The following is a 19140-nucleotide window of genomic DNA, read 5'->3' as shown; positions in this document are numbered from 1 at the left end:
CGCTACTGCGGGCCAACTCGATCGCGCGCTGACGGAACTCCGGCGGGTGTGCTGGTGGCATCCAGACTCCTTTCGGAGGCGAGTATCTCGCCTCACCATTGGTGTCCGGAAGACCGGGGCAACCTCACTCCGGTTGCGCTGCTCGTTCAGCTCGATCAACTCTTCCTCGGTGAGCTCGTCCTCTTTCACCGGTGCGTGGCGCCGGAGTGGCTGGGGCTCGGTGGGATACGGGCGTTCGACGGCGATGTGCAGTGTTTCCCGCACCGCCTCGATGCGGGGATCCTCGGTGAATTCGGCCAAGCGATCGCGCACGTTGGCGCGAGCTTCCTCGAGGGCTTCCCGAGCCAAATCGGTGATCAGCTTGCCGAGTTCGGCCCCGTACGGCGTGACGCTCTCATCGATTCGAACCGCTGCCAAGGTTCCGTCCGCGCCGACTTCGACGGTGACTCCGTATCGGCCTGCGCTGGCGCGATCGGTCAGCAGCGCTCGCCGCACCGCATCCATCCGGTTGGTAATCGGATCGATGTCCCCATTGATCGGATACACCTTCGGACCCCCTCCCACATCTCCAATAGAGTCGCAACAGAGTAGCCCGTTTCCAGGGGAGGGATTCATGACCGAGCTCTATGTCGATCAAGTTGCTGTCGAAGGCATGATCGGCGCGCTGAACAAGTCTCGTGATGCGCTGGCAGGGGTACCCACCAGCAGCTTCATCGCCGCGATCGAGCAGGCGCTGCCCGGCTCCGGTCTCGGGCACGCCTTCATGAAGGCGGGTTGGCGCGCGGGCGCGAGCGTGCAGGGCGTCAATGCTCAGCTGACCGAGATCGCGGACAAGGCGGGCATCAGCATCACCGAGTACAACAACCGTGACCGGATCAACGCGGGCGCAATCGAATCCGTCGAGGACGTGCCGCGATGAGTTCGCTACCGCCGACCAAGCCGCAGATTCGCAGCTGGAACGTCGCGCCTCTAGCGGAACAGGGTTCGGAGTGGGGCCGCGGAGTCAAGGCGATCTCCGACGAACACGGCGCGGTTTCCCGGCAACTCGCCGATTCGCCCGGCTTCTGGCGCGGCCCCGCCAGCGACGCCATGCGCGACAAGGGAACAGAAGCGCTGTCCTCGATGTCGAAAGTGGCTACCGCATTCGAAAAAGGCGAGCAAGTGAGTTCCCAGATCGGGTCCATCCTCGGCTTCGCGAAAACCACTGCGGTGAACGCCATCGCGACCGCTGAGGAACAGAATTTCATCGTCGCGGAAAGCGGTGCCGTCGGTTACGACGACACGACATCGGCTTGGCTGCTGAACCAGTCCGACACCTCGTGGTCGATGGCGGACTTCGTCTTGCGCGCGATCGCCAAGCAGCACCAAACCGACATCGTCGCCGCGCTCCAAGCCGCCGCCGACGCTGCGGAGAATGCCCGCGAAGCCATCGAGAACGCCTTTGCCGACGTTCCGATCCCGCCCGGAGCCGAACTCGAGCGGATCGTGACGGACTATCAGGTCGAGGCCGACCCAGGCGGCATGGTGAAGTGGCCGGACGGAACGCTGGCGACGCTCATGGGCCTGAAGCCCGGGTTCGAACCGCAGAATGTGACGGTGGCCGAAGCCGCCATGCTCGAACAACTCAGCCTTGGCGACAAGATCAGGTTCTACAACCTCAAGACCGAGGCGGAAGACACCGCCAATTCGCTCTTTCCCAACGACAACACCCAGGACAACCACACCGACGCCTTCCGGCACGCGTATTGGAACGCCCTGATGACGCAGGAATTCGGCGAGGACTGGACCAATGAGTACACCTCCAAGCACGAAGGTCGTCCCGACAACGCCGCGGTCCGTGAGGCAATGGACCTGTACAACAACGAAATCGGTCGCAAGATCGCGCTGGCGAATCCTGATGCCGATCAGGAAGAGCTGCAAGTTCTCGTCAAGGACGCCGTCGAACGCGGCGACACCGTGCTGATCGATCAGAATCAGCGCCTCAGCTTCACCAACCAGGTCGAGGAAGGCCGAGCTGTCGATTCGGCCGAATTCGACAAGAACCCGCAGTTCCTGCCCGGCGCACCGTTGCCGAACGATCGTCCTTCGCCGAAGTAGCGCTGACTACCTAACTCGAACATCGGAGACTCATGCGAACCAGTACGGAAACCATTACCGGTTGGGCACTGGGCGTTCTCGGGCTGGCGGCGGTCGTCGCGCTCGCCTCTGGATGCCGGCTCCCCTTCGGGGGTGAGAGTGTGACAGTCGAGGCCGAGAATCCCGCGCTGGCGGCGGCTTTCGATCGTGTGCGGGATACGCGGGGCACCGCGCGGCTGGGGGATGTCGTCACGGATTCGGCGATCGGAATCGGGGCGTGGGACCGGATGTACAGCTTCTATTCGCCGGTGTCGGAGGACAAGGTGAATGCCACGCTGGGGACCGAGGATCTCGAGTGGAAGGGGTTGCCCCAGGATTCGGACTCCGCGATCCAGGTTTTCGTGCTCGCTGGCAAGGTCGTTTACGCGTTCGACGACAAGGTGCCGCGCCACAGTGTGCACGCGAAGAAATACGCGACGCCCGATTCCGTCGTGCGAGCGCGGGAGACGCGACAGGACGGACCGTTGTCCAGCGGTCCGGTCTGGGTCCTGGACATCGAGGAGTTCTCCTGACCGCTGTGGACTCATGGCCCCAGGGACCGATGAGCGGCGGGTGCGGCGCCCACGACAGAATCGATCGCGCTCAGGCGATGGCCGTGCGCAGAGCGAACCAGCCCGTAGTCGGGTCGGCGAAGCCGTGGTATGTCAGGCGGACGCGCTGGTCTACCTCGAAGAGGCGGTAGACGGCGAGCATGGCGCGGGAGGTTGCTTCCTGTTGGAAGTCATCGATGCGGCGGTAGCCGATGGGGTGTTCGGGGAGTAGGGCCAGGCGGATCAGTTCGGCGGGGTCGCTGATGTCGAGGCCCATCGGGGCGGCGGCGGTGATGTGGTGGTCGTGCAGGATGGCGTGGATTCGGCGTGGGTCGGGGCGGTCGGTGTGGAACACCTGGAGTTCGGTGCGGACTCCGCGATCGGGGGGAGCCGGCTCGCTCTGTACCAAGTCGATCAGCTCGGCGTCGGGAGTCGGCGCGCCGGTCTCGGCGGAGAGCGGGGCCTGCTCGAGTAGGTGCAGCATGTTGCCGCCGGGGATCAGTGGCTCCGGGGCCAGGAACAGGGTGACCGTGGGGCAGGCGCAACCCTCGCCGAGTAGACAGACGCGCATATGGAACGGATCGGGCATGCGGCCCTCCTCCATGGAAACCGGGCCGGATGTACCGGCCCATGCCGGATCGGGACTTCGAGTTATGCCGATCGTGGAGTTGCCGGAGCCCTTCGACGGTCGACCGTGCCGCAGTTCCCCAGTCTAGGAGCCGGGCACCGCCCACGCATCGCCATCACCCGCCTACTTTCGCGAAATTGCCCCGACCCGCTCGCGCTGCGGGCGATCGCCGGTCTCCCCATGCACCGATCCCTGCCGGTCTCTCCGCCCGCATACCGCGATGCGCTGACCGTCGGGTGCGCGGCAGTTCCGGATTTGCTCAGCCGTGCTGGTGGCAGAGGGAGAGGGCTTTGGTCCGCATGGCGCCGAGGCTGATCTTGTCGTTTCCCGCGCCGGTGGCGCGCAGGGGTTCGATGTCGGCAACGCCGGCGTCGGACGCGTTGGCGTTCAAGGCGTAGGCGATGCCGTCCGGGGCGATGAACACGGCTTGATCGCCGGGACGGCATTCCACGGTGCCGTGATCGACGGTCAGCGGCCACAGGTAGCCGAGGTTTTCGCTGCGGATCGCCTGGCTGTTGGAGGTGGGTGGTGGGAGGGGTGACGGTGTCGGGTGTGCGGGGTTCTTCGGACCCGAGCCGCCGCCGCATGCGCTGGACGCCAAGGCTCCGGCGATGAGGCATGTGAGCAGTGCTCGGCGGGCTCTTCTCGGCCGAGTACCGCGATTCATGTGTCCCACCTGCGCGGCCATCCGCGTCTCCCCCCTCTGCGGTCGCGCTGTCCCCATGCGCTCGGCAGGCAGCTTACCGACCGAAGCCACTGTGGCGCCAGGGGTTCGGCGCCTGCGCGACCCGACACGCACCCGACAAGAGGGCTTCGGCGATATCGGCCGGGCGCGGTGACTCAGCGGATCTGGATCTCCACGATGGGAGCCGACACGTGGGGGTAGTCGGTGGTGACGTCGATCTGCACCCGTCCCGGGCCGGTGGGCAGGCCGGCGAAGACTGTTCCGGGCGTCTGGTTCCAGGCCGTGTTGTCGGTGACGCGGACGGCTACCGTGCCCGCGGCGCCGGTGTCGAGGTTGCGCCAGTTGGCGAAGGCCGTGAAGGTGCACGGCATGCCCACGGGGGTGTAATTGACGAAGCTGATGCCGAAACGGGCGGCGCCGGGTGTTCCGGTGGGCGAGGAAATGCCCGCTTGGCCCTGGCCGTAGCAGGTGTCGCCGAAGGTGTGGATGACTCCGATGTTCACGAACGCGGGTTGATCGGCCGTCGCAGGGGGTGCGGCCACCGCGAACAGGCCGGTGCCCAACGCCGCGACAAGGGCGCTTCGTCCGGCCGGTCGTCTGCCTGTCACTGTCGATCACGCTCCTTCTGCTTCGAATCGAGCACTCTCGGACGGCCATTGTGCCCCGCGCCGCACCCTGCCCGGCTCCGATTTCCCCGCATCGTGGCCGCCGTGTTTCCGGGCGCGCGCGACCACGCGAATGCTTAGCATCGGAGCGTGGAGCGAGGATCGTTGCTGAAGGCGCGGGCCGGCGGGAAACTGCACGGCGGAAACCACGGGATCGCACCGGAAGACGTGGTCGCCGCGCAGCGGGCCCGCATGCTGGTTGCGATGATCGAGGCCGCCGCGGACAAGGGGTACGCGGCGGCGACGGTGGCGGATGTGCTGAAGCGGGCCGAGGTCTCGCGGATGACCTTCTACCAGCATTTCGCGAACAAGGAGGCGTGTTTCCTCGCCGCCTACGACATGGCCGTGGAGATCGTGATGACCCGCATCGCGGGCGCGCTCGCGGGCGATGGCACTCCGCTCGAACGGATGGATCGCGCGCTCGACGCGTACTTCGCTACCTTGGCGCAGGAGCCGCAGGTCGCGAGGGTTTTCCTGGTGGAGGTGTACGCGGCGGGAAGGCCGGTGCTGGAGCGGCGGCTGGCGACCCAGACCGCTTTGGTGGACGGGTTCGCCGCGGTGCTGGGGGCGACCCGGCCGTATCAGCAGTTGGTCGGCGAGGCGGTGATCGGCGCGGTCGTCTCGTTGGCGACCAATCGCGTCGTCGCGGGGGATTTCGCCGCCCTGCCCGGACTGCGTGAGCCGTTGATGTCCGCGCTGATCAGGAATCTGGTGTGAGGCCGGACAGCCGTCCGGCGACCGCGGGCAGCCGATCGATCATGGCCACGGTGTAGTCCGCGAGCAGCGCGATCAGCCCGTTCCGGTCGACGTCGAGTCCGCCGTCCAGCCAGACCAGCACCAGTTCGGCCGCGCCGCCGGTGATCAGCTGGGAGGTCGCGGCGATCGCGGTGTCCTGTCCTTCGGGCAGCTCGAGCACCAGACGGGTCTGTTCGATGATGACGTCGGCGACCTGGCGCATGCCCGCGAACCGGCTGCGCATCAGCGCCTCGTCCCCGTAGGTCTGGGCGAACGCGACCTTCGCCCGGCGCGGATCGTCGGTGAGTTCCACGATGAGGGCCGCGACCCCGGCGCGGATCCGGTCGCCGGGTGTGCCCGCGGTCTCGGCGATCGCGGCCTTCGCCCGGTCGAGCGCCGACTGCTGGATCTCGACCAGTACGCCGGAGGCGAGTGCGTCGAGGTCGGGGAACGCTTCGTAGAAGAATCGCGGGCCGACCTTGGCCTGTTCGCACACGCCGCGCACGGTCAACGCCGACAACCCCTGGGTGCCGATGATGTCCAGGGCCGCGTCGAGCAGCCGCCTGCGCCGATCCTCGCGGCGCTCGGCCGTGGAGGCTCCGCGGTAGGTGCCGCTGACGGTACGGGTCACCACGCCAGCTTGGCACAGCCACTATTGGGAAACAAACGTTTACGGAAACGATTGTTTCCTATATCGTCGGACCATCGCAGTGTCGCGAAGGGAAGACGGCCATGAGTCTGCTTGTGCCCCAGTCGATCAACGAGGTCTCCGGCACGGTCCGCCAGGCGCGGGTCACCTGGGCGTGGCACGCGCAGCGGGCGGCTGCGCGGCTGGTCGCGTCCTACCCGGCGCCGGTGCGGCCGCTGGCCGATCCGCCGCCGGGCAGCGGGCTGAAACCCGTGCCCGGTGACTTCGGCCTCCCCGGGATCGGTTACACGCTGCACGCGCTGGCCGATCCGATCCAGTTCGCGCGCAGCAGATTCGATCGCTTGGGCCCGGTGCAGTGGATGGGCATGCTCGGTCGGCGGATGGTCACCATCGGCAGTCCCGAGGGGTACGAGGCCGTGATGCTGGACCGGGACAAGGTGCTGTCGGCGCAGCGCGGCTGGGAGTGGCTGATCGGCCCGTTCTTCCGTGGCGGGTTGCTGCTGCGCGACTTCGACGAGCACCTTTTCCACCGGCGCATCATGCAGCAGGCCTTCACCCGGCCGCGATTGATCGGCTACCTCGGCCTGACCACGCCGCGAATCACCCGCGGCATCGCGCGGTGGGAGCCGGGCGAGGACTTCCGCGTCTATCGCGCGATCAAGAAACTGCTGCTCCAGCAGGCCACCGAAGTCTTCGCAGGCGCCGAGCTCAGCGCGGACGCGGCACGGCTGGAGCGCGCCTTCGAGGACGCGGTGCGCGGCGGGGCCGCGCTGCTGCGGGCGAACGTGCCGGGCGGGGTGTGGGCCCGCGGCATGCGCGGGCGCCGGGTGCTCGAGGAGCACTTCCGCCGGGAGTTGCCGGCCAAGCGCGCGGGCGGCGGTGACGACCTGTTCAGCGTGCTGTGCCGGGCGAGCACCGCGGATGGCGAGACCTTCACCGACGCCGAGGTGGTCGAGCACATGATCTTCGTGATGATGGCCGCCCACGACACCAGCACCATCGCCGCGTCCATGCTCGTCTACGAACTCGGCAGGCATCCGCAGTGGCAGGAGCGGCTGCGCGCGGAATCCGTCGCGCTGGGCAAGCCCGCGCTGGACTACGACGATCTCGACCGCCTGCCCTCGCTCGACCTCGCGTTCAAGGAGGCGCTGCGGGTCTATTCGCCGGTGGCCCAGCAGGTCCGCGAAACCATCGCCGACACCGACATCCTCGGTTACTACCTGCCGAAGGGGACGTTCATCCTGTGCGGCACATACGGCCTCATGCGCAACGAGGCGTACTGGCACGATGCCGACACCTTCGACCCGGAACGTTTCGCCGATCACCGCCGTGAGGACCGCTCGCACCGCTTCGCGTGGGCGCCCTTCGGCGGCGGCGCGCACAAGTGCATCGGCCTCTACTTCGGCGGCATGACGGTGAAAGCCGTTGTGCACCAGATGCTGTTGCGGTACCGCTGGAGTGTGCCGGACGGCTACCGGGTGCCGCTGGTCGCCGGAACCGGTCCGGTGCCCGCCGATGGCCTGCCCATCCGGCTGGAAAGGATCTGACTTATGCGGATCATCGCCGACCGCATCCTGTGCGCCGGGCATGGCATGTGCGAAGCACTCGCGCCCGACCTGTTCCGCGTCGGTGACGACGGAATCGTCGCGCCGGCCGACACCGCCGCACCGCCTGATCGGGAACTGCTCGAGCTCGTGGTCGACAGCTGCCCGGTCGGGGCGCTGCGCCTGGCCTGAGGTCGCCGGGCCCGTTTTGCGTCCCCCGCGCTGGGTACCGCGAACTGCGATGCTCTGCCCATCGACGCGAGAGGACCGGTGAAACTTCATGGCCACCTGCGACACGTGCGGAAACGAGTACGACAAGACGTTCACCATCACCCGGGACGGCGAGTCCGCCACCTTCGACAGCTTCGAATGCGCGATCAACGCCATGGCCCCGACGTGCACGCACTGTTCCTGCCGCATCCTCGGCCACGGGGTCGAGGCGCGCGGCGACTACTTCTGCTGCGCGCACTGCGCCCACGAAGCCGGTCATCCGGCTCTGGTCGATCACGTCTGAGCCGCCGGATCGAAGCGGCGGTGCGCGACCGATCACCCGCGCGGTGCCTGACCGCGCCGCACCTCGAGCCCGGCGGCCGCGGCGGCGTCGGCGAGTACCGCCTCGAGCATGGCCGGAGTGAGCCGGCCGGTGAAGGTGTTCTGCTGGCTCACGTGATAGCAGCCGAACAGCCGCAACGGGCGTCGGCCCGCCTCGGTCGCGGCCAGTTCCACATGCGCGCCGTGGCCGAACTTCGGGCGCGGACGCGGTACCACCCAGCCCGCCCGGGCCAGCACCGGGAGCAGAGCCTGCCAGCCGAACGCCCCGAGTACCACCACCGAGCGCACGGTGGGGGCCAGCAGGCGCAATTCGGTGTCCAGCCAGTGACCGCAACGGTCGCGTTCCTCCGGCGTCGGCTTGTTGTCCGGCGGCGCGCAGTGCACCGGGGCGGTGATCCGGACGCCGTGCAGGCGCAGGCCGTCGTCGCGGCTGACCGCCGTCGGCTGATTGGCCAGACCCACCGCGTGCAGCGCCGCGTAGAGCACGTCGCCGCTGCGGTCGCCGGTGAACATGCGGCCGGTGCGATTGCCGCCGTGCGCGGCGGGCGCGAGGCCGACGAGCAGCATCCGTGCGTCCGCCGGACCGAAGCCGGGGACCGGCCTGCCCCAGTAGGTCTGGTCGCGGAAGGCGGCGCGCTTCTGTTGCGCGACGAGTTCGCGCCAAGCCACCAGGCGCGGGCAGGCGAAGCAGTCGGCGACCGCCGCGTCGAGTTCGGCGATGGTCCGGCACATGTCAGTACCGGCCGCCCGGATCGGTGGCACCGCCCGCGGGAGGCTCGTACGGGCGCTCCGCGGCGGCGCGCCTGCGTCGGCCGGAGATCGGCGTCTCGGTCATCAGAACTCCGTTCGGTGGGGCCACGGGATGGGCGAACCGGACGATCGTGCCCACTGTGCCTCGGGGCGGCCGGACGGCGCCGTCGTTCGTCGACCGGTCCCGTCGGGACCGTACCGCTTCGGACATCTGTCCAGTTCAGCGGGGTGATCGCGCGGCGCTCGGGGGCGATATGTGATCGGTACCACCCGGTCCGGGTTGGTAGCATGGCGTTTCCGACCGACCGGACGCGGTGGTTGACCTCCGGCTTCCTTCGAAAGAGTCTTTTCATGCAGTTTGAAATCGTCGAGCGGGACGAGACGTGGGTTGCCGGGCTGCCGGTACGCAGCCCCAAACGCGCGCTCGGGGAACTGCGGGACCGCGATCTGGAGGCCGCCTGGGCGGCGGTGCTGCACCAGGAACTCGGCGGGCCGCTGGCCAGCGCCTATACCGATTACACCGGTGAACTCGGCACCTACAACACTCAGATCGTCGGCTATCAGTGCGCGTCCTTCGACGACGTCACCCGCGGTCACCTGGTCGCCCGGCTGCCGCGCGGCGCCTATGCCCGGTTCTCCTCGGTCGGTAACTTCCCGCAGGTGATGACCGACCTGTGGACGCAGATCGCCTACGCCGAGGAGCACAACCAGATCAAACGGACCTACACCGGCGATTTCGAGTGTTATCCGCACGCCTACAAGATCGATCTGTACCTGGCGGTCGACGCGCGATGAGCTATGCGATCGTGGTGCGTGCCGAGGCGGTCTACGGCGGGCTGGTCGTCCCGCGCGTGCGCCCGAGCTTCAAGGTCAGCAACAGCGACCTGATCGAGTTCCTGAAGGACCGGCTGCGCGACCGGGCGGGCGAGGACCATCCGATGTACACGGTCTACGTGCCGGATCCGGCCGGGAACTACAACGCGGTGGTCTGCTTCGAGTACCCCGCTGCGGACGCCGTGCCGGTGGGCGACGTCTTGGTGCGGGTACCGAAAGGCGTTTACGCCCGTTTCGCGCCCAACGGCGACTATCACGATCCGGTGGAGGACGTGTGGGCGCAGGTCGACGACGCGACGGCCTCGGCGGAGATCACGCGCGCCTACCGTGAAGAGATCGAGATCTGGCACGGCCCGGAGTCGGTCGAACTGTTCATTTCCATCCTCGTTTAGCTTGCTAGACAGTAGCTATCCCAGAACCGACTGGTCTCCATGTTATTTCCGATATTGATTGCACATGGTTTGACCTGCGGAGATATCGCATGTACCGCCAAGTTTTCGGGAAATTAGCCGGACGGCTGGTCAATTCCTGTCCGATGACGGATACTGCCCTGGGCAACTTCATCTCGGCGCAGGGCCGCGGGGGGCTGCATCGGGCTGGACTATCGCGCATGACAGCGCGGCGATGGAGTAGGAACAACATGACTGTGGATCTGATTGCAGTCGTGCCGAGGAACTCCCGTGGGCGGGGAGTGCTGCGGTATTACGACGCGCAATCCGAATGTGCGTTCTTTGTCTCCGAACCGAGCGTTCAGCCGGAGCTCTGGCACCGGTATCTGGACGGGGCGCTGGATGTTTACCGGCGTTTCGGAGTCGAACACGCACTCGAATACGACGCGGTCGCCGACGGTGGATCGACGTCGCTGTTCTTCACCGCGCTCGACGCCGACGGCGACATGCTCGCGGGGGTGCGGATGCAAGGGCCGTACACCGATGCGCGGCAGGCGCACGCGCTGGTCGAATGGTCCGGTCGGCCGGGCGCGGACGCCTTGCGCCGGATGATCGCCGACCGGATACCGCACGGCGTGATCGAGGCCAAGGGCGCGTGGGTCGCCCGGGACGCGGCCAACCGGGCCGAACTCAGCGCCGCGATCTCGCGCACCGTACTGCACGCCGCGCGGCTACTCGGCGCACGCTACGGCTTCGCGACGGTGGCCTCCTTCACCGTGTCCCGCCACGAGGCCTGCGGCGCTGTGCCCGCCGAGCGCGTTCCCGCGGTGCCGTATCCGGACCAGCGTTACCGAACCGTCCCGCTGTGGTGGGACACTCGGAGTTACCCCGCATTCGCCGAGGAATCGCAGCGGTCTCTCACGCAGGCCGAACAGGACGCGCTCGGCTTGCCCGCCGCGCCCGTCACGCGGTGCGGAATCAGCCGGGGGACGGAGGGCCTGCGCGGACATGGACGATGACCGGCCCCGAGTGGCCGACCACCGGCCGCTGATCCTCGACCCGGCGGATCCGGAGGACGCCCGGATACTCGCCGCACTGCGCGCGGACCCGCACATCGAATTCCTCGACCTGCGTGCGTCGTTGCGCGCCGAGCGCGGCGAAATTGTCGCCGCGCCGGATATTCCGGAGGGGCCCGAAGCGGATCGCTGGATCTACTACCCGTGGCGGGCCGCGGTGGTCGGATTGCCGGGGCCGCGAACTTTCCGGGCGATTCGGCTGGATCGCAATCGGAACAAACTGACCAGGGTCGAACAGGATCGTCTCGCCGAACGCACCATCGGGATCATCGGGCAGAGCGCGGGGCATGCGATCGCGCATCTGCTCGCGCTCGAGGGCGTTTGCGGTGGATTGCGCTTGGCCGATCTCGATGAAATCGAGTTGTCCAATCTGAACCGGGTCCCGGGAACGCTGTTCGATATCGGCGTGAACAAAGCGGTGGTAACCGCGCGCCGTATTGCCGAGCTGGATCCTTATCTTCCGGTGCAGGTCTTCGAAGCGGGGGTCGACGAGAATTCGGTGGACGAGTTCTTGGACGGTCTCGCGATCGTCGTCGAGGAATGTGATTCGCTCGATATGAAACTCGTGATCAGGGAGGCGGCGGCTCGGCATCGTATTCCGTTGCTCATGGAGACCAGTGACCGCGGTTTGCTGGATGTCGAGCGTTTCGATCTCGAACCCGAGCGCCCGGCGTTTCACGGATTACTCGGCGACATCCGCGCCGCGGATCTGCGCGGGCTCACCTCCAGGGAGAAGGCGCCGTTCGTGGTGAAGCTGCTCGGCGCCGCCGGGCTGTCGCCGCGGCTGGGCGCGAGCCTGGTCGAAGTCGGCGAGACGGTGACCAGCTGGCCGCAGCTGGCCGGTGACGTCGCGCTCGGCGCCGCCGCCGTGGTCGCCGCCGTCCGCCGTATCGGACTGGGGACGAAGCTGGATTCCGGCCGCGTCCGGGTCGACGTGGAACGGCACCTCGACGAGTTGGCCGACCCGCCGCCGAACGACGAGCCGATCTGGGCACAGGCGCCGCCCGAGCCCGCGGGCGGACCGATCGAGAGCATCCTGGCCTGCGCGCAGCGGGCTCCGTCCGGGGGAAACATGCAGCCGTGGTCGCTGGGAGCCGGGGAAAGCGAGATATCGATCGAGCTGGCGCCGGAACACAGCACGGCGATGGACATCGGCTATCGCGGCAGCGCCGTCGCGCTCGGCGCGGCTGTGTACAACGCGCGGGTCGCCGCGGCCGCGCACGGGATTCTCGGCCCGCACGAGTTCGTCGAGGGCGCGCCGGGGTCCGGTCGCCTTCTCGCCCGCCTTCGGCTCGGGAACGCCCGCAGTGCCGAGCTGGCCGCCGACTATCCGGCTGTCCTGCGCCGCGAGACCAACCGCAGGGTGGGCACCGGAGCCGGGCTGGCCGACGGGGTGCTCGATGCGCTCGAAGCGGTCGCGGAATCGGCAGGCGCGCGGCTGCGCGCGGTGGTGGATCGGCGCGGTATTGAAGAAGCTGCGTGTTTGCTGGCGGATTCCGATCGCATTCGCTATCTCACGCCCCGGTTATACGAGGAAATGCTCGCCGAAGTTCGCAGGCCGGACGACGACCCGTACACCGGGATCGATGCCCGCAGCTTGGAGTTGACCGACGACGAGTGGGCGGCATTCGAGATCACCACCCGCGCCGACGTCATGGCGCAGTTGCGCTCCTGGTCGGGCGGCTCGGCGCTGGGGAAATACACCGCCGACCGGGTACGGTCCAGCTCCGCCATTCTGGCGGTCACCTTCGAGGCGACCGACCCGCGATTGACCGAGTATGCGGAGGCGGGCGCGGCCGTCGCGCGGGTTTGGGTGCGGGCCGAGCGCCTCGGATTGTGCGTGCAACCGATTTCGCCGGTATACCTCTACGCCCGACGCCATGCGGAACTTGCTGCGATTTCTCCCGACTTCGCGGATACACTAGCGTCACTTCAGGGCCGTTTCCTGGACCTGCTGGAAGTGCCTGAGCATGAGACCATGGCGTTGGTGCTTCGCCTGAGCTACGCCTCCGCCGCCACCGTACGCAGCAGGCGGCGTCCGGTGCTCGGTGTGGACACCAGTAGTTAGCGCGATCGGAGACAATGTGCCACGGCGGACACTCGACTCGTTGGTGACCCAGGTCGCCTCTGAGCTCATGGGTGTGGACGCCACGACCATGGTCGCCGCCACCGAACGCGTGCTCGCTCAACTGGTCGAGTACTTCGACGTCGATTTCAGCTACGTGCGACATACCGACCGCGAACGCCGAGCGACCGTGCTCATCGCGGAGTGGCCGCACCGGCAGAACGTGCCCGATCCGGACCCGCTCGGCGTGATCTATTTCGACGGCGCCGACCCGGTGTTCCGGGCGCTGGAGAACGCCACCGAGCCGATGGTCGCGCGCCCGACCCCGGAATTCGCCGACTACCAGGAGACCGTCCGCCGCGGATCCGGCATCGCCGGGGTGACCTCCGCGGCGGTGCCGCTGCTGTCCCGGGGCGAGCCGACCGGCGTGCTCGGGTTCGTCAAGTCGGGCGACCGCGAGTGGAGCAACCGCGAACTCAACGTGCTCACCGCCATCGCGGCGCTGTTCGCGCAACTACAGGCGCGTGTGGTGGCGGAGGAGCGGCTCCGATATATCGCGTTGCACGACGACCTGACCGGCCTGGCGAATCGACGCGCGCTGCTCGAGCACATGGAGGAGCGATTACGCTCCGGCAGCCCCGGCCCGGTGGCCGCCTTCTTCCTCGACCTGGACCGCTTGAAAGCCCTCAACGACTTCCTCGGTCACACCGCCGGGGACAACTTCATCCGCACGTTGTCGACGCGGTTGCGGGAGAACCTGGACCCGAACGACATGATCGCCCGCCTGGGTGGCGACGAATTCGTCATCGTTCCGGCCAAGCCGATGGACGCGGTGGCCGCCGAATACGAGGCCAACCGCATCCAGCAGTTGATCGCCCGGCGGGTCACCGTCGGCGGCGAGTCCGTCAGCCGGGGCGCGAGCGTCGGCGTGGCGCTCGGCTTCCCAGGGGAGACCACCGTCGCCGATGTGCTGCGCCGCGCCGACCACGCGCTGCTGTCGGCGAAATCGGGCGGCGGCAACGGCGTCGCGGTGTTCACCGACACCATGCGCGCTCAGTTCGAACTCCAGGACGACGTGGAGCTCAACCTGCGCGGCGCGGTGTCGGACGGCTCGCTGCTGCTGCACTTCCAGCCCGAGGTGGATCTGCGCACCGGCCGCATCGTCGCGTTGGAGGCGCTGGTCCGCTGGCTGCATCCGACCAGGGGCCTGCTGCCGCCCGCCGCGTTCGTCACCGTCGCCGAGGCCACCAACCTGGCCGGTGAGCTGGGACGCTGGGTCATCCGCTCGGCATGTGCGCAGTTCGCCGAATGGCGCCGCCGCGGGCTGGCGGGCAACGTGGTGATGCGGATCAATGTGTCACCGGTGCAGCTGGTCAGCTTGGATTTCGTCGAGCGCATCGAGGACATCCTGCGCCTGTTCGGCATCGACGGCAGCTCGGTGTGCCTGGAGATCACCGAGCACGTGGTGGTGCAGGATCTGGCCCGCACGCAGGTCACGCTGCGCGGGCTCAAGCGGATGGGCGTGCAGATCGCCATCGACGACTTCGGCACCGGCTACAGCTCGCTGTCGCATCTGAAGGCGCTGCCGGTGGACGCGGTGAAGATCGATCGCGGGTTCGTGCAGCGGCTCGGCGCCAGCACCGACGACCTGGCCATCGTGAAATCCATCATCGGCCTGGCCGGCTCGTTCGGGCTCGGCGTGGTCGGTGAGGGTGTCGAGACGGCGGTCGCCGCGCGGACGCTGGTCGGCCTCGGTTGCTACCGCGCGCAGGGCTTCCTGATCGCGAAGCCGATGCCCGCCGAGCAGGTCGAGGCGCACCTCGCCGCAGGCCGGATTCCGCTCGACCTCGATCTGCCCAGGGCCGGGCGCGGACTGCCCGCGCACTGAGATCACGGCCGCAGCCGCCGGTTATCCGGTTCTTTCACGGCCGTTCACGCACCGTTGGGCGCGGGTAACCCGATCCGCTGCACGATCGGCCACGTGCGCATAGTTCAGCTGGCGAACTTCTACGGCCCGCGTTCGGGTGGGCTGCGCACGGCGCTGCACCACCTGGGTGAGGGGTATGTGTCCGCCGGACACGACGTGGTGCTGATCGTGCCGGGTCCGCGCCGCTCGGAGGAGATCCTGCCCACCGGGGTCGCACGGATCACGCTGCCCGCGTTGGCCATTCCGGGGACCGGGGGCTACCGCGCCGCGGACCCACGCCGGGCGGCCGACGTACTGAACGGTTTGCGGCCCGACGTGCTGGAGGTGTCCGACCGGCTCACGCTGCGCGGCTTCGGTCGCTGGGCGCGGCGGCGCGACGTGACCGGCGTGATGATCTCGCACGAGCGGCTCGACCGGCTGCTCGGCCAGGTGCTGCCCGGTCCGGTGGCGCGCCGCTGCGCCGACGTGGCCAACCGGCGCACCGCCACCGACTACGACATGGTCGTGTGCACCACCGAGTTCGCCCGCGAAGAGTTTCTGCGCATCGGCGCGGCGAACGTGGAGTTGGTCCCGCTCGGGGTGGACCTCGACCTGTTCAATCCGCATCGGCGCGATCGCAGGCTGCGCGCCGATCTCGGCGTGCCAGGTCATCCGCTGCTGGTGCACTGCGGCCGGTTGTCGGTCGAGAAGCGGGTCGACCGCAGCATCGAGGCGGTCGGCGCGCTGCGCGAGGCGGGCATCGAGGCGCGGTTGGTCGTCGCGGGGGACGGTCCGCGCCGGGACGCGCTGCAGCGGCGGGCTCGCGCGCTGGCCCCGCTGCCGGGCGGGGTGCCCGCCGTGCATTTCACCGGGTTCATCTCCGAGCGCGCGATGGTCGCCAAACTGCTTGCCACCGCGGATGTCTCGCTGGCGCCCGGCCCGCACGAGACCTTCGGCCTCGCGGCGCTGGAAGCGCTCGCGGCGGGCACGCCGGTGGTGGCGAGCCGATCCTCGGCGCTGGCCGACATCGTGACGGCCGATTGCGGCGCGGTGGCCGCCGACCATCCCTCCGCCTTCGCGCGGGCGGTCACCGATGTGCTGGCCATGCCGCAGGCCGGCCGCCGCCGAGCCGCGCGCAGCCGCGCCGAGCAGTTCACCTGGCCGCGAGCCGTCGCGGGCATGCTCGCGGTGCTGGGTCGTTAGCGGCGTCGCGGTCGGTGGCCGTCAGCTGGACTACCCTGCGGAGAACCGATTCGGCGATTCGAGATGGGATGCGCAGTGCTGGGTAGAGGTCGCGGGCGAGCGGGTCGAACAACGGTGCGCGAGGCGAGGGTGCTGGTCACCGGTGCGGCGAGCGGTATCGGCCGGGCCACCGCGCTGGCCGCCGCGGGGGAGGGCGCCGAACTGGTGCTCACCGACATCAATGCCGAGGGCTTGGACGCCACGGTGAGCGACATCCGCGCCTCGGGCGGCCGCGTCGCCCTGGCCGAGGCGCTGGACATCACCGACTACGACGCAGTGCGCGCCTTCGCCGACCGGGTGCACGCCGAGTTCGGCAGCCTGGACATCGTGATGAACATCGCGGGCACCTCGGTCTGGGGCACCGTGGAGAATCTGGAGCACAAGCACTGGCGGCGCATGGTCGAGGTCAACCTGATGGGCCCGATCCACGTGATCGAGACGTTCGTGCCGCCGATGGTGCGCGCGGGCAAGGGCGGTGCGCTGGTGAACGTGTCGTCGGCGGCGGGCCTGCTCGCGCTGCCGTGGCACGCGGCCTACAGCGCGGGTAAATACGGCATCCGTGGGGTGTCGGAGGTACTGCGCTTCGATCTGGCGCAGCACGGCATCACGGTGCACCTGGTGGCGCCGGGCGCGGTGAACACGCCGCTGGTGCGCAGCGTCGAGCTGGTCGGGGTGAACAAGGAGGACCCGAAGATCAAGCGGCTCACCGCGGCATTCGCCGAGCACGCGGTGCCGCCGGAGCGGGTGGCCTCGGCCATCCTGCGCGGGATCGAACGCAACCGGTTCCTGGTCTACAGTTCGTTCGACATCCGCTTCGGCTACTGGTGGAAGCGCAAGTTCGCGTTTCCCTACGAGTTCCTCATGCGCCGCACCAGCGCGCGCTTCAGCAGGCTGCTGGCTTCGACGGGCAGTTGAGGTGCACATCCAGCACGCGGGCGCCGGGGCCCTCGGCGCCGAGCCGGTCGTGCTCGTTGACCAGGCGGCAGCTGCCCAGCGACAGGCAGCCGCAGCCGATGCAGCCGGTGAGGCTGTCGCGCAGGCGGATCAGCTGGGTGATCCGGTCGTCGAGATCGGCGCGCCAGACGGTCGAGAGGCTCTCCCAGTCGCGCCGGGTGGGGGTGCGGCCCTCGGGCAGTTGATCGAGGGCGGCCCGGATCTCGCTCAGCGGTATGCCGACGCGCTGGGAGATGCGGATGAAAGCCACGCGCCGCAGTGTCTCGCGGGCGTATCTGCGCTGGTTCCCGCTGGTGCGTCTGCTCGTGATGAGCCCTTCGCGTTCGTAGAAGTGCAACGCGGAGACCGCGACTCCACTACGCTCGGAGAGCTGCCCGGGGGTCAGCTCTTTCGCCCGCCAATCGGCTGCTGTCGACATGCACGCTCCTCCCTATCACCTAAACAATACTTCAGGTTAGGGTGTGCCGGGGCCGGATTCGGTGATCGGCATCCGAAGCCGGGAATCGCGTGCTCTCCGGGCCGTGGCGCACTACGGTCTGATCATGGGAGCTGATGCTGTGTCCGCGCAGGAGGGTGCGCGTCTGGCCGTGACGTCCGAAGTCGGCACGCTGCGCACGGTGCTGTTGCACCGGCCCGGCAACGAACTGCGCAGGCTGACCCCGCGTAACAACGATCAGCTGCTGTTCGACGGGATCCCGTGGGTGGAGCGCGCTCAGCAGGAGCACGACGCGTTCGCCGACGTCCTGCGCAGCCGCGGCACCGAGGTGCTGTTGCTGTCGAAGCTGCTCGCCGAGACGCTCGAGGTCAGCGGCGCGGCGCGAATCCAGGGCATCTCCGCCGCGGTCGACGCGCGCAGGCTCGGCCACGCGCTGGCCGACGAACTGGCCGCCTTCCTGCGCGGCGTGCCCGCCGTAGAACTGGCCGAAATCCTCATGGCGGGTATGACCTTCGACGAATTGCCGTTCGGTCCCGACGCCGCCTCCCTCGTCCGCCGCATGCACCACGGCGGCGACTTCGTCATCGATCCGCTGCCCAATCTGCTGTTCACCAGGGACTCGTCGTTCTGGGTCGGGCCGCGTGTCGCGATCACCTCCCTCGCGTTGCCCGCGCGCGGCAGGGAGACCTCGCTGACCGACCTCATCTACGCATTTCATCCCCGTTTCCTCGGGGTGCGCCGCGCTTACGAATCGCATACCGCCCCGATCGAAGGTGGTGACGTGCTGCTGCTGTCGGAGGGCGTGGTCGCGGTGGGTGTGGGGGAGCGCACCTCGCCCGCGGGTGCGGAAGCCCTGGCGCGCAGCCTGTTCGACGACGACCTCGCGCACACCGTGCTCGTGGTGCCGATCGCGCAGACCCGCGCCACCATGCACCTGGACACGGTGTGCACCATGGTCGACGCGGATGCCGTCGTGATGTACCCCGCGGTGCGGGAGTCGCTGTGCGCCTTCACGATCCGCAAGGAGGCCGACTACGGCGGGCGGCTCGGCAGCGGCCGGGTCAGCATGCGCGGGCCCGAGCCGTTCCTGCCCGCGGCCGCGGAGGCGATGGGCATCGGCAAACTCCGGGTCATCGACACCGGGCTGGACGGCGTCACCGCGGAACGCGAGCAGTGGGACGACGGCAACAACACCCTCGCCCTCGCTCCGGGCGTGGTGGTCGCCTACGAGCGCAACGAGATGACCAACGCCAGACTGGAGGACGCGGGCATCGAGGTGCTGCGCATACCCGGCTCCGAATTGGGTTCCGGCCGAGGCGGGCCCCGCTGCCTGTCCTGTCCGCTGTCCCGAGACGACGTGTGAG

General features: G+C 68.5%; 22 protein-coding genes. 15 read left to right on the top strand and 7 right to left on the bottom strand.

Going from position 1 to position 19140, the window contains the following annotated elements; translation table 11 throughout:
- The coding region (locus IU450_RS27665; RefSeq protein ID WP_195152657.1) for a YbaB/EbfC family nucleoid-associated protein at positions 1 to 546 on the bottom strand (546 nt) is incomplete at its 3' end.
- Between the two features lie 67 nt (positions 547 to 613).
- Between IU450_RS27665 and IU450_RS27660 the strand changes: the two genes are divergently transcribed.
- From IU450_RS27660 to IU450_RS27650, 3 genes are all read left to right on the top strand, one after another.
- On the top strand, positions 614 to 919 hold the full coding sequence (locus tag IU450_RS27660; RefSeq protein WP_195152656.1) for a hypothetical protein: 306 nt from the start codon (positions 614 to 616) through the stop codon (positions 917 to 919).
- A gap of 170 nt (positions 920 to 1089) precedes the next feature.
- Positions 1090 to 2097, top strand: coding sequence for a DUF6973 domain-containing protein (locus tag IU450_RS27655; protein ID WP_195152655.1), 1008 nt, complete (start codon positions 1090 to 1092; stop codon positions 2095 to 2097).
- A gap of 32 nt (positions 2098 to 2129) precedes the next feature.
- Positions 2130 to 2648 carry a hypothetical protein gene (locus tag IU450_RS27650; protein WP_195152654.1) on the top strand — a complete coding sequence of 173 codons (519 nt, stop codon included), beginning with the start codon at positions 2130 to 2132 and terminating at the stop codon, positions 2646 to 2648.
- Between the two features lie 70 nt (positions 2649 to 2718).
- Here IU450_RS27650 and IU450_RS27645 read toward each other — a convergent pair whose 3' ends face one another.
- The 3 genes from IU450_RS27645 to IU450_RS27635 form a co-directional block, all read right to left on the bottom strand.
- Positions 2719 to 3255, bottom strand: coding sequence for a hypothetical protein (locus tag IU450_RS27645; protein WP_195152653.1), 537 nt, complete (start codon positions 3253 to 3255; stop codon positions 2719 to 2721).
- Between the two features lie 298 nt (positions 3256 to 3553).
- Positions 3554 to 3961: a DUF2511 domain-containing protein gene (locus tag IU450_RS27640; RefSeq protein WP_195152652.1), complete on the bottom strand. Its 408-nt coding sequence runs from the start codon at positions 3959 to 3961 to the stop codon at positions 3554 to 3556.
- 173 nt (positions 3962 to 4134) lie between these two features.
- Positions 4135 to 4587 carry a hypothetical protein gene (locus tag IU450_RS27635; RefSeq protein ID WP_195152651.1) on the bottom strand — a complete coding sequence of 151 codons (453 nt, stop codon included), beginning with the start codon at positions 4585 to 4587 and terminating at the stop codon, positions 4135 to 4137.
- Positions 4588 to 4734: 147 nt separating this feature from the next.
- On the opposite strand from IU450_RS27635, the gene IU450_RS27630 reads away from it, so the two are divergent.
- A complete protein-coding gene (locus tag IU450_RS27630; RefSeq protein WP_195152650.1) occupies positions 4735 to 5361 on the top strand; it encodes a TetR/AcrR family transcriptional regulator in 627 nt (208 codons plus the stop codon).
- Here IU450_RS27630 and IU450_RS27625 read toward each other — a convergent pair.
- Positions 5345 to 6010 carry a TetR/AcrR family transcriptional regulator gene (locus IU450_RS27625; RefSeq protein WP_195152649.1) on the bottom strand — a complete coding sequence of 222 codons (666 nt, stop codon included), beginning with the start codon at positions 6008 to 6010 and terminating at the stop codon, positions 5345 to 5347. The genes IU450_RS27630 and IU450_RS27625 overlap by 17 nt on opposite strands.
- Before the next feature lie 101 nt (positions 6011 to 6111).
- On the opposite strand from IU450_RS27625, the gene IU450_RS27620 reads away from it, so the two are divergent.
- The 3 genes from IU450_RS27620 to IU450_RS27610 all read left to right on the top strand — a co-directional run bounded on the left by IU450_RS27620 (position 6112) and on the right by IU450_RS27610 (position 8086).
- Positions 6112 to 7575, top strand: coding sequence for a cytochrome P450 (locus IU450_RS27620; protein WP_195152648.1), 1464 nt, complete (start codon positions 6112 to 6114; stop codon positions 7573 to 7575).
- A gap of 3 nt (positions 7576 to 7578) precedes the next feature.
- Entirely contained in the window at positions 7579 to 7764 is a 186-nt protein-coding gene (locus IU450_RS27615; protein WP_195067772.1) for a ferredoxin, read from the top strand.
- Positions 7765 to 7852: 88 nt separating this feature from the next.
- A complete protein-coding gene (locus IU450_RS27610) occupies positions 7853 to 8086 on the top strand; it encodes a hypothetical protein (protein ID WP_043697915.1) in 234 nt (77 codons plus the stop codon).
- Positions 8087 to 8118: 32 nt separating this feature from the next.
- Here the strand turns inward: IU450_RS27610 and IU450_RS27605 are convergent, their stop codons facing one another.
- Positions 8119 to 8856 (bottom strand): uracil-DNA glycosylase, encoded by a 738-nt coding sequence (locus IU450_RS27605; protein WP_195152647.1) that lies wholly within the window; start codon positions 8854 to 8856, stop codon positions 8119 to 8121.
- 369 nt (positions 8857 to 9225) lie between these two features.
- Between IU450_RS27605 and IU450_RS27600 the strand changes: the two genes are divergently transcribed.
- The 7 genes from IU450_RS27600 (at position 9226) to IU450_RS27570 (ending at position 17301) form a co-directional block, all read left to right on the top strand.
- Positions 9226 to 9669 (top strand): GyrI-like domain-containing protein, encoded by a 444-nt coding sequence (locus IU450_RS27600; protein ID WP_039801088.1) that lies wholly within the window; start codon positions 9226 to 9228, stop codon positions 9667 to 9669.
- Positions 9666 to 10100 (top strand): effector binding domain-containing protein, encoded by a 435-nt coding sequence (locus IU450_RS27595; protein WP_195152646.1) that lies wholly within the window; start codon positions 9666 to 9668, stop codon positions 10098 to 10100. The genes IU450_RS27600 and IU450_RS27595 overlap by 4 nt, the downstream gene beginning before the upstream one ends.
- 248 nt (positions 10101 to 10348) lie before the next feature.
- Positions 10349 to 11116 carry a hypothetical protein gene (locus IU450_RS27590; RefSeq protein ID WP_195152645.1) on the top strand — a complete coding sequence of 256 codons (768 nt, stop codon included), beginning with the start codon at positions 10349 to 10351 and terminating at the stop codon, positions 11114 to 11116.
- Positions 11106 to 13241, top strand: a complete 2136-nt coding sequence (locus IU450_RS27585; RefSeq protein ID WP_195152644.1) for an Rv1355c family protein — start codon at positions 11106 to 11108, stop codon at positions 13239 to 13241. The genes IU450_RS27590 and IU450_RS27585 overlap by 11 nt, the downstream gene beginning before the upstream one ends.
- 67 nt (positions 13242 to 13308) lie before the next feature.
- Positions 13309 to 15126: a putative bifunctional diguanylate cyclase/phosphodiesterase gene (locus IU450_RS27580; protein ID WP_195067816.1), complete on the top strand. Its 1818-nt coding sequence runs from the start codon at positions 13309 to 13311 to the stop codon at positions 15124 to 15126.
- A 93-nt stretch (positions 15127 to 15219) separates the two neighbouring features.
- Entirely contained in the window at positions 15220 to 16347 is a 1128-nt protein-coding gene (locus tag IU450_RS27575) for a glycosyltransferase (RefSeq protein ID WP_195152643.1), read from the top strand.
- 63 nt (positions 16348 to 16410) lie between these two features.
- Entirely contained in the window at positions 16411 to 17301 is an 891-nt protein-coding gene (locus IU450_RS27570) for an SDR family oxidoreductase (RefSeq protein ID WP_195152642.1), read from the top strand.
- On the opposite strand, the gene soxR is transcribed toward IU450_RS27570, so the two are convergent.
- A complete protein-coding gene (soxR, locus tag IU450_RS27565) occupies positions 17270 to 17758 on the bottom strand; it encodes a redox-sensitive transcriptional activator SoxR (protein WP_195152641.1) in 489 nt (162 codons plus the stop codon). The genes IU450_RS27570 and soxR overlap by 32 nt on opposite strands.
- 124 nt (positions 17759 to 17882) lie before the next feature.
- Between soxR and arcA the strand changes: the two genes are divergently transcribed.
- Positions 17883 to 19139: an arginine deiminase gene (gene arcA / locus IU450_RS27560; protein ID WP_195152640.1), complete on the top strand. Its 1257-nt coding sequence runs from the start codon at positions 17883 to 17885 to the stop codon at positions 19137 to 19139.
- Position 19140 lies beyond the last annotated feature (1 nt).

It is taken from the genome of Nocardia abscessus (assembly GCF_015477775.1).
Taxonomy (GTDB): domain Bacteria; phylum Actinomycetota; class Actinomycetes; order Mycobacteriales; family Mycobacteriaceae; genus Nocardia; species Nocardia abscessus_A.
This window is presented reverse-complemented; position numbering and strand designations above follow the sequence as displayed.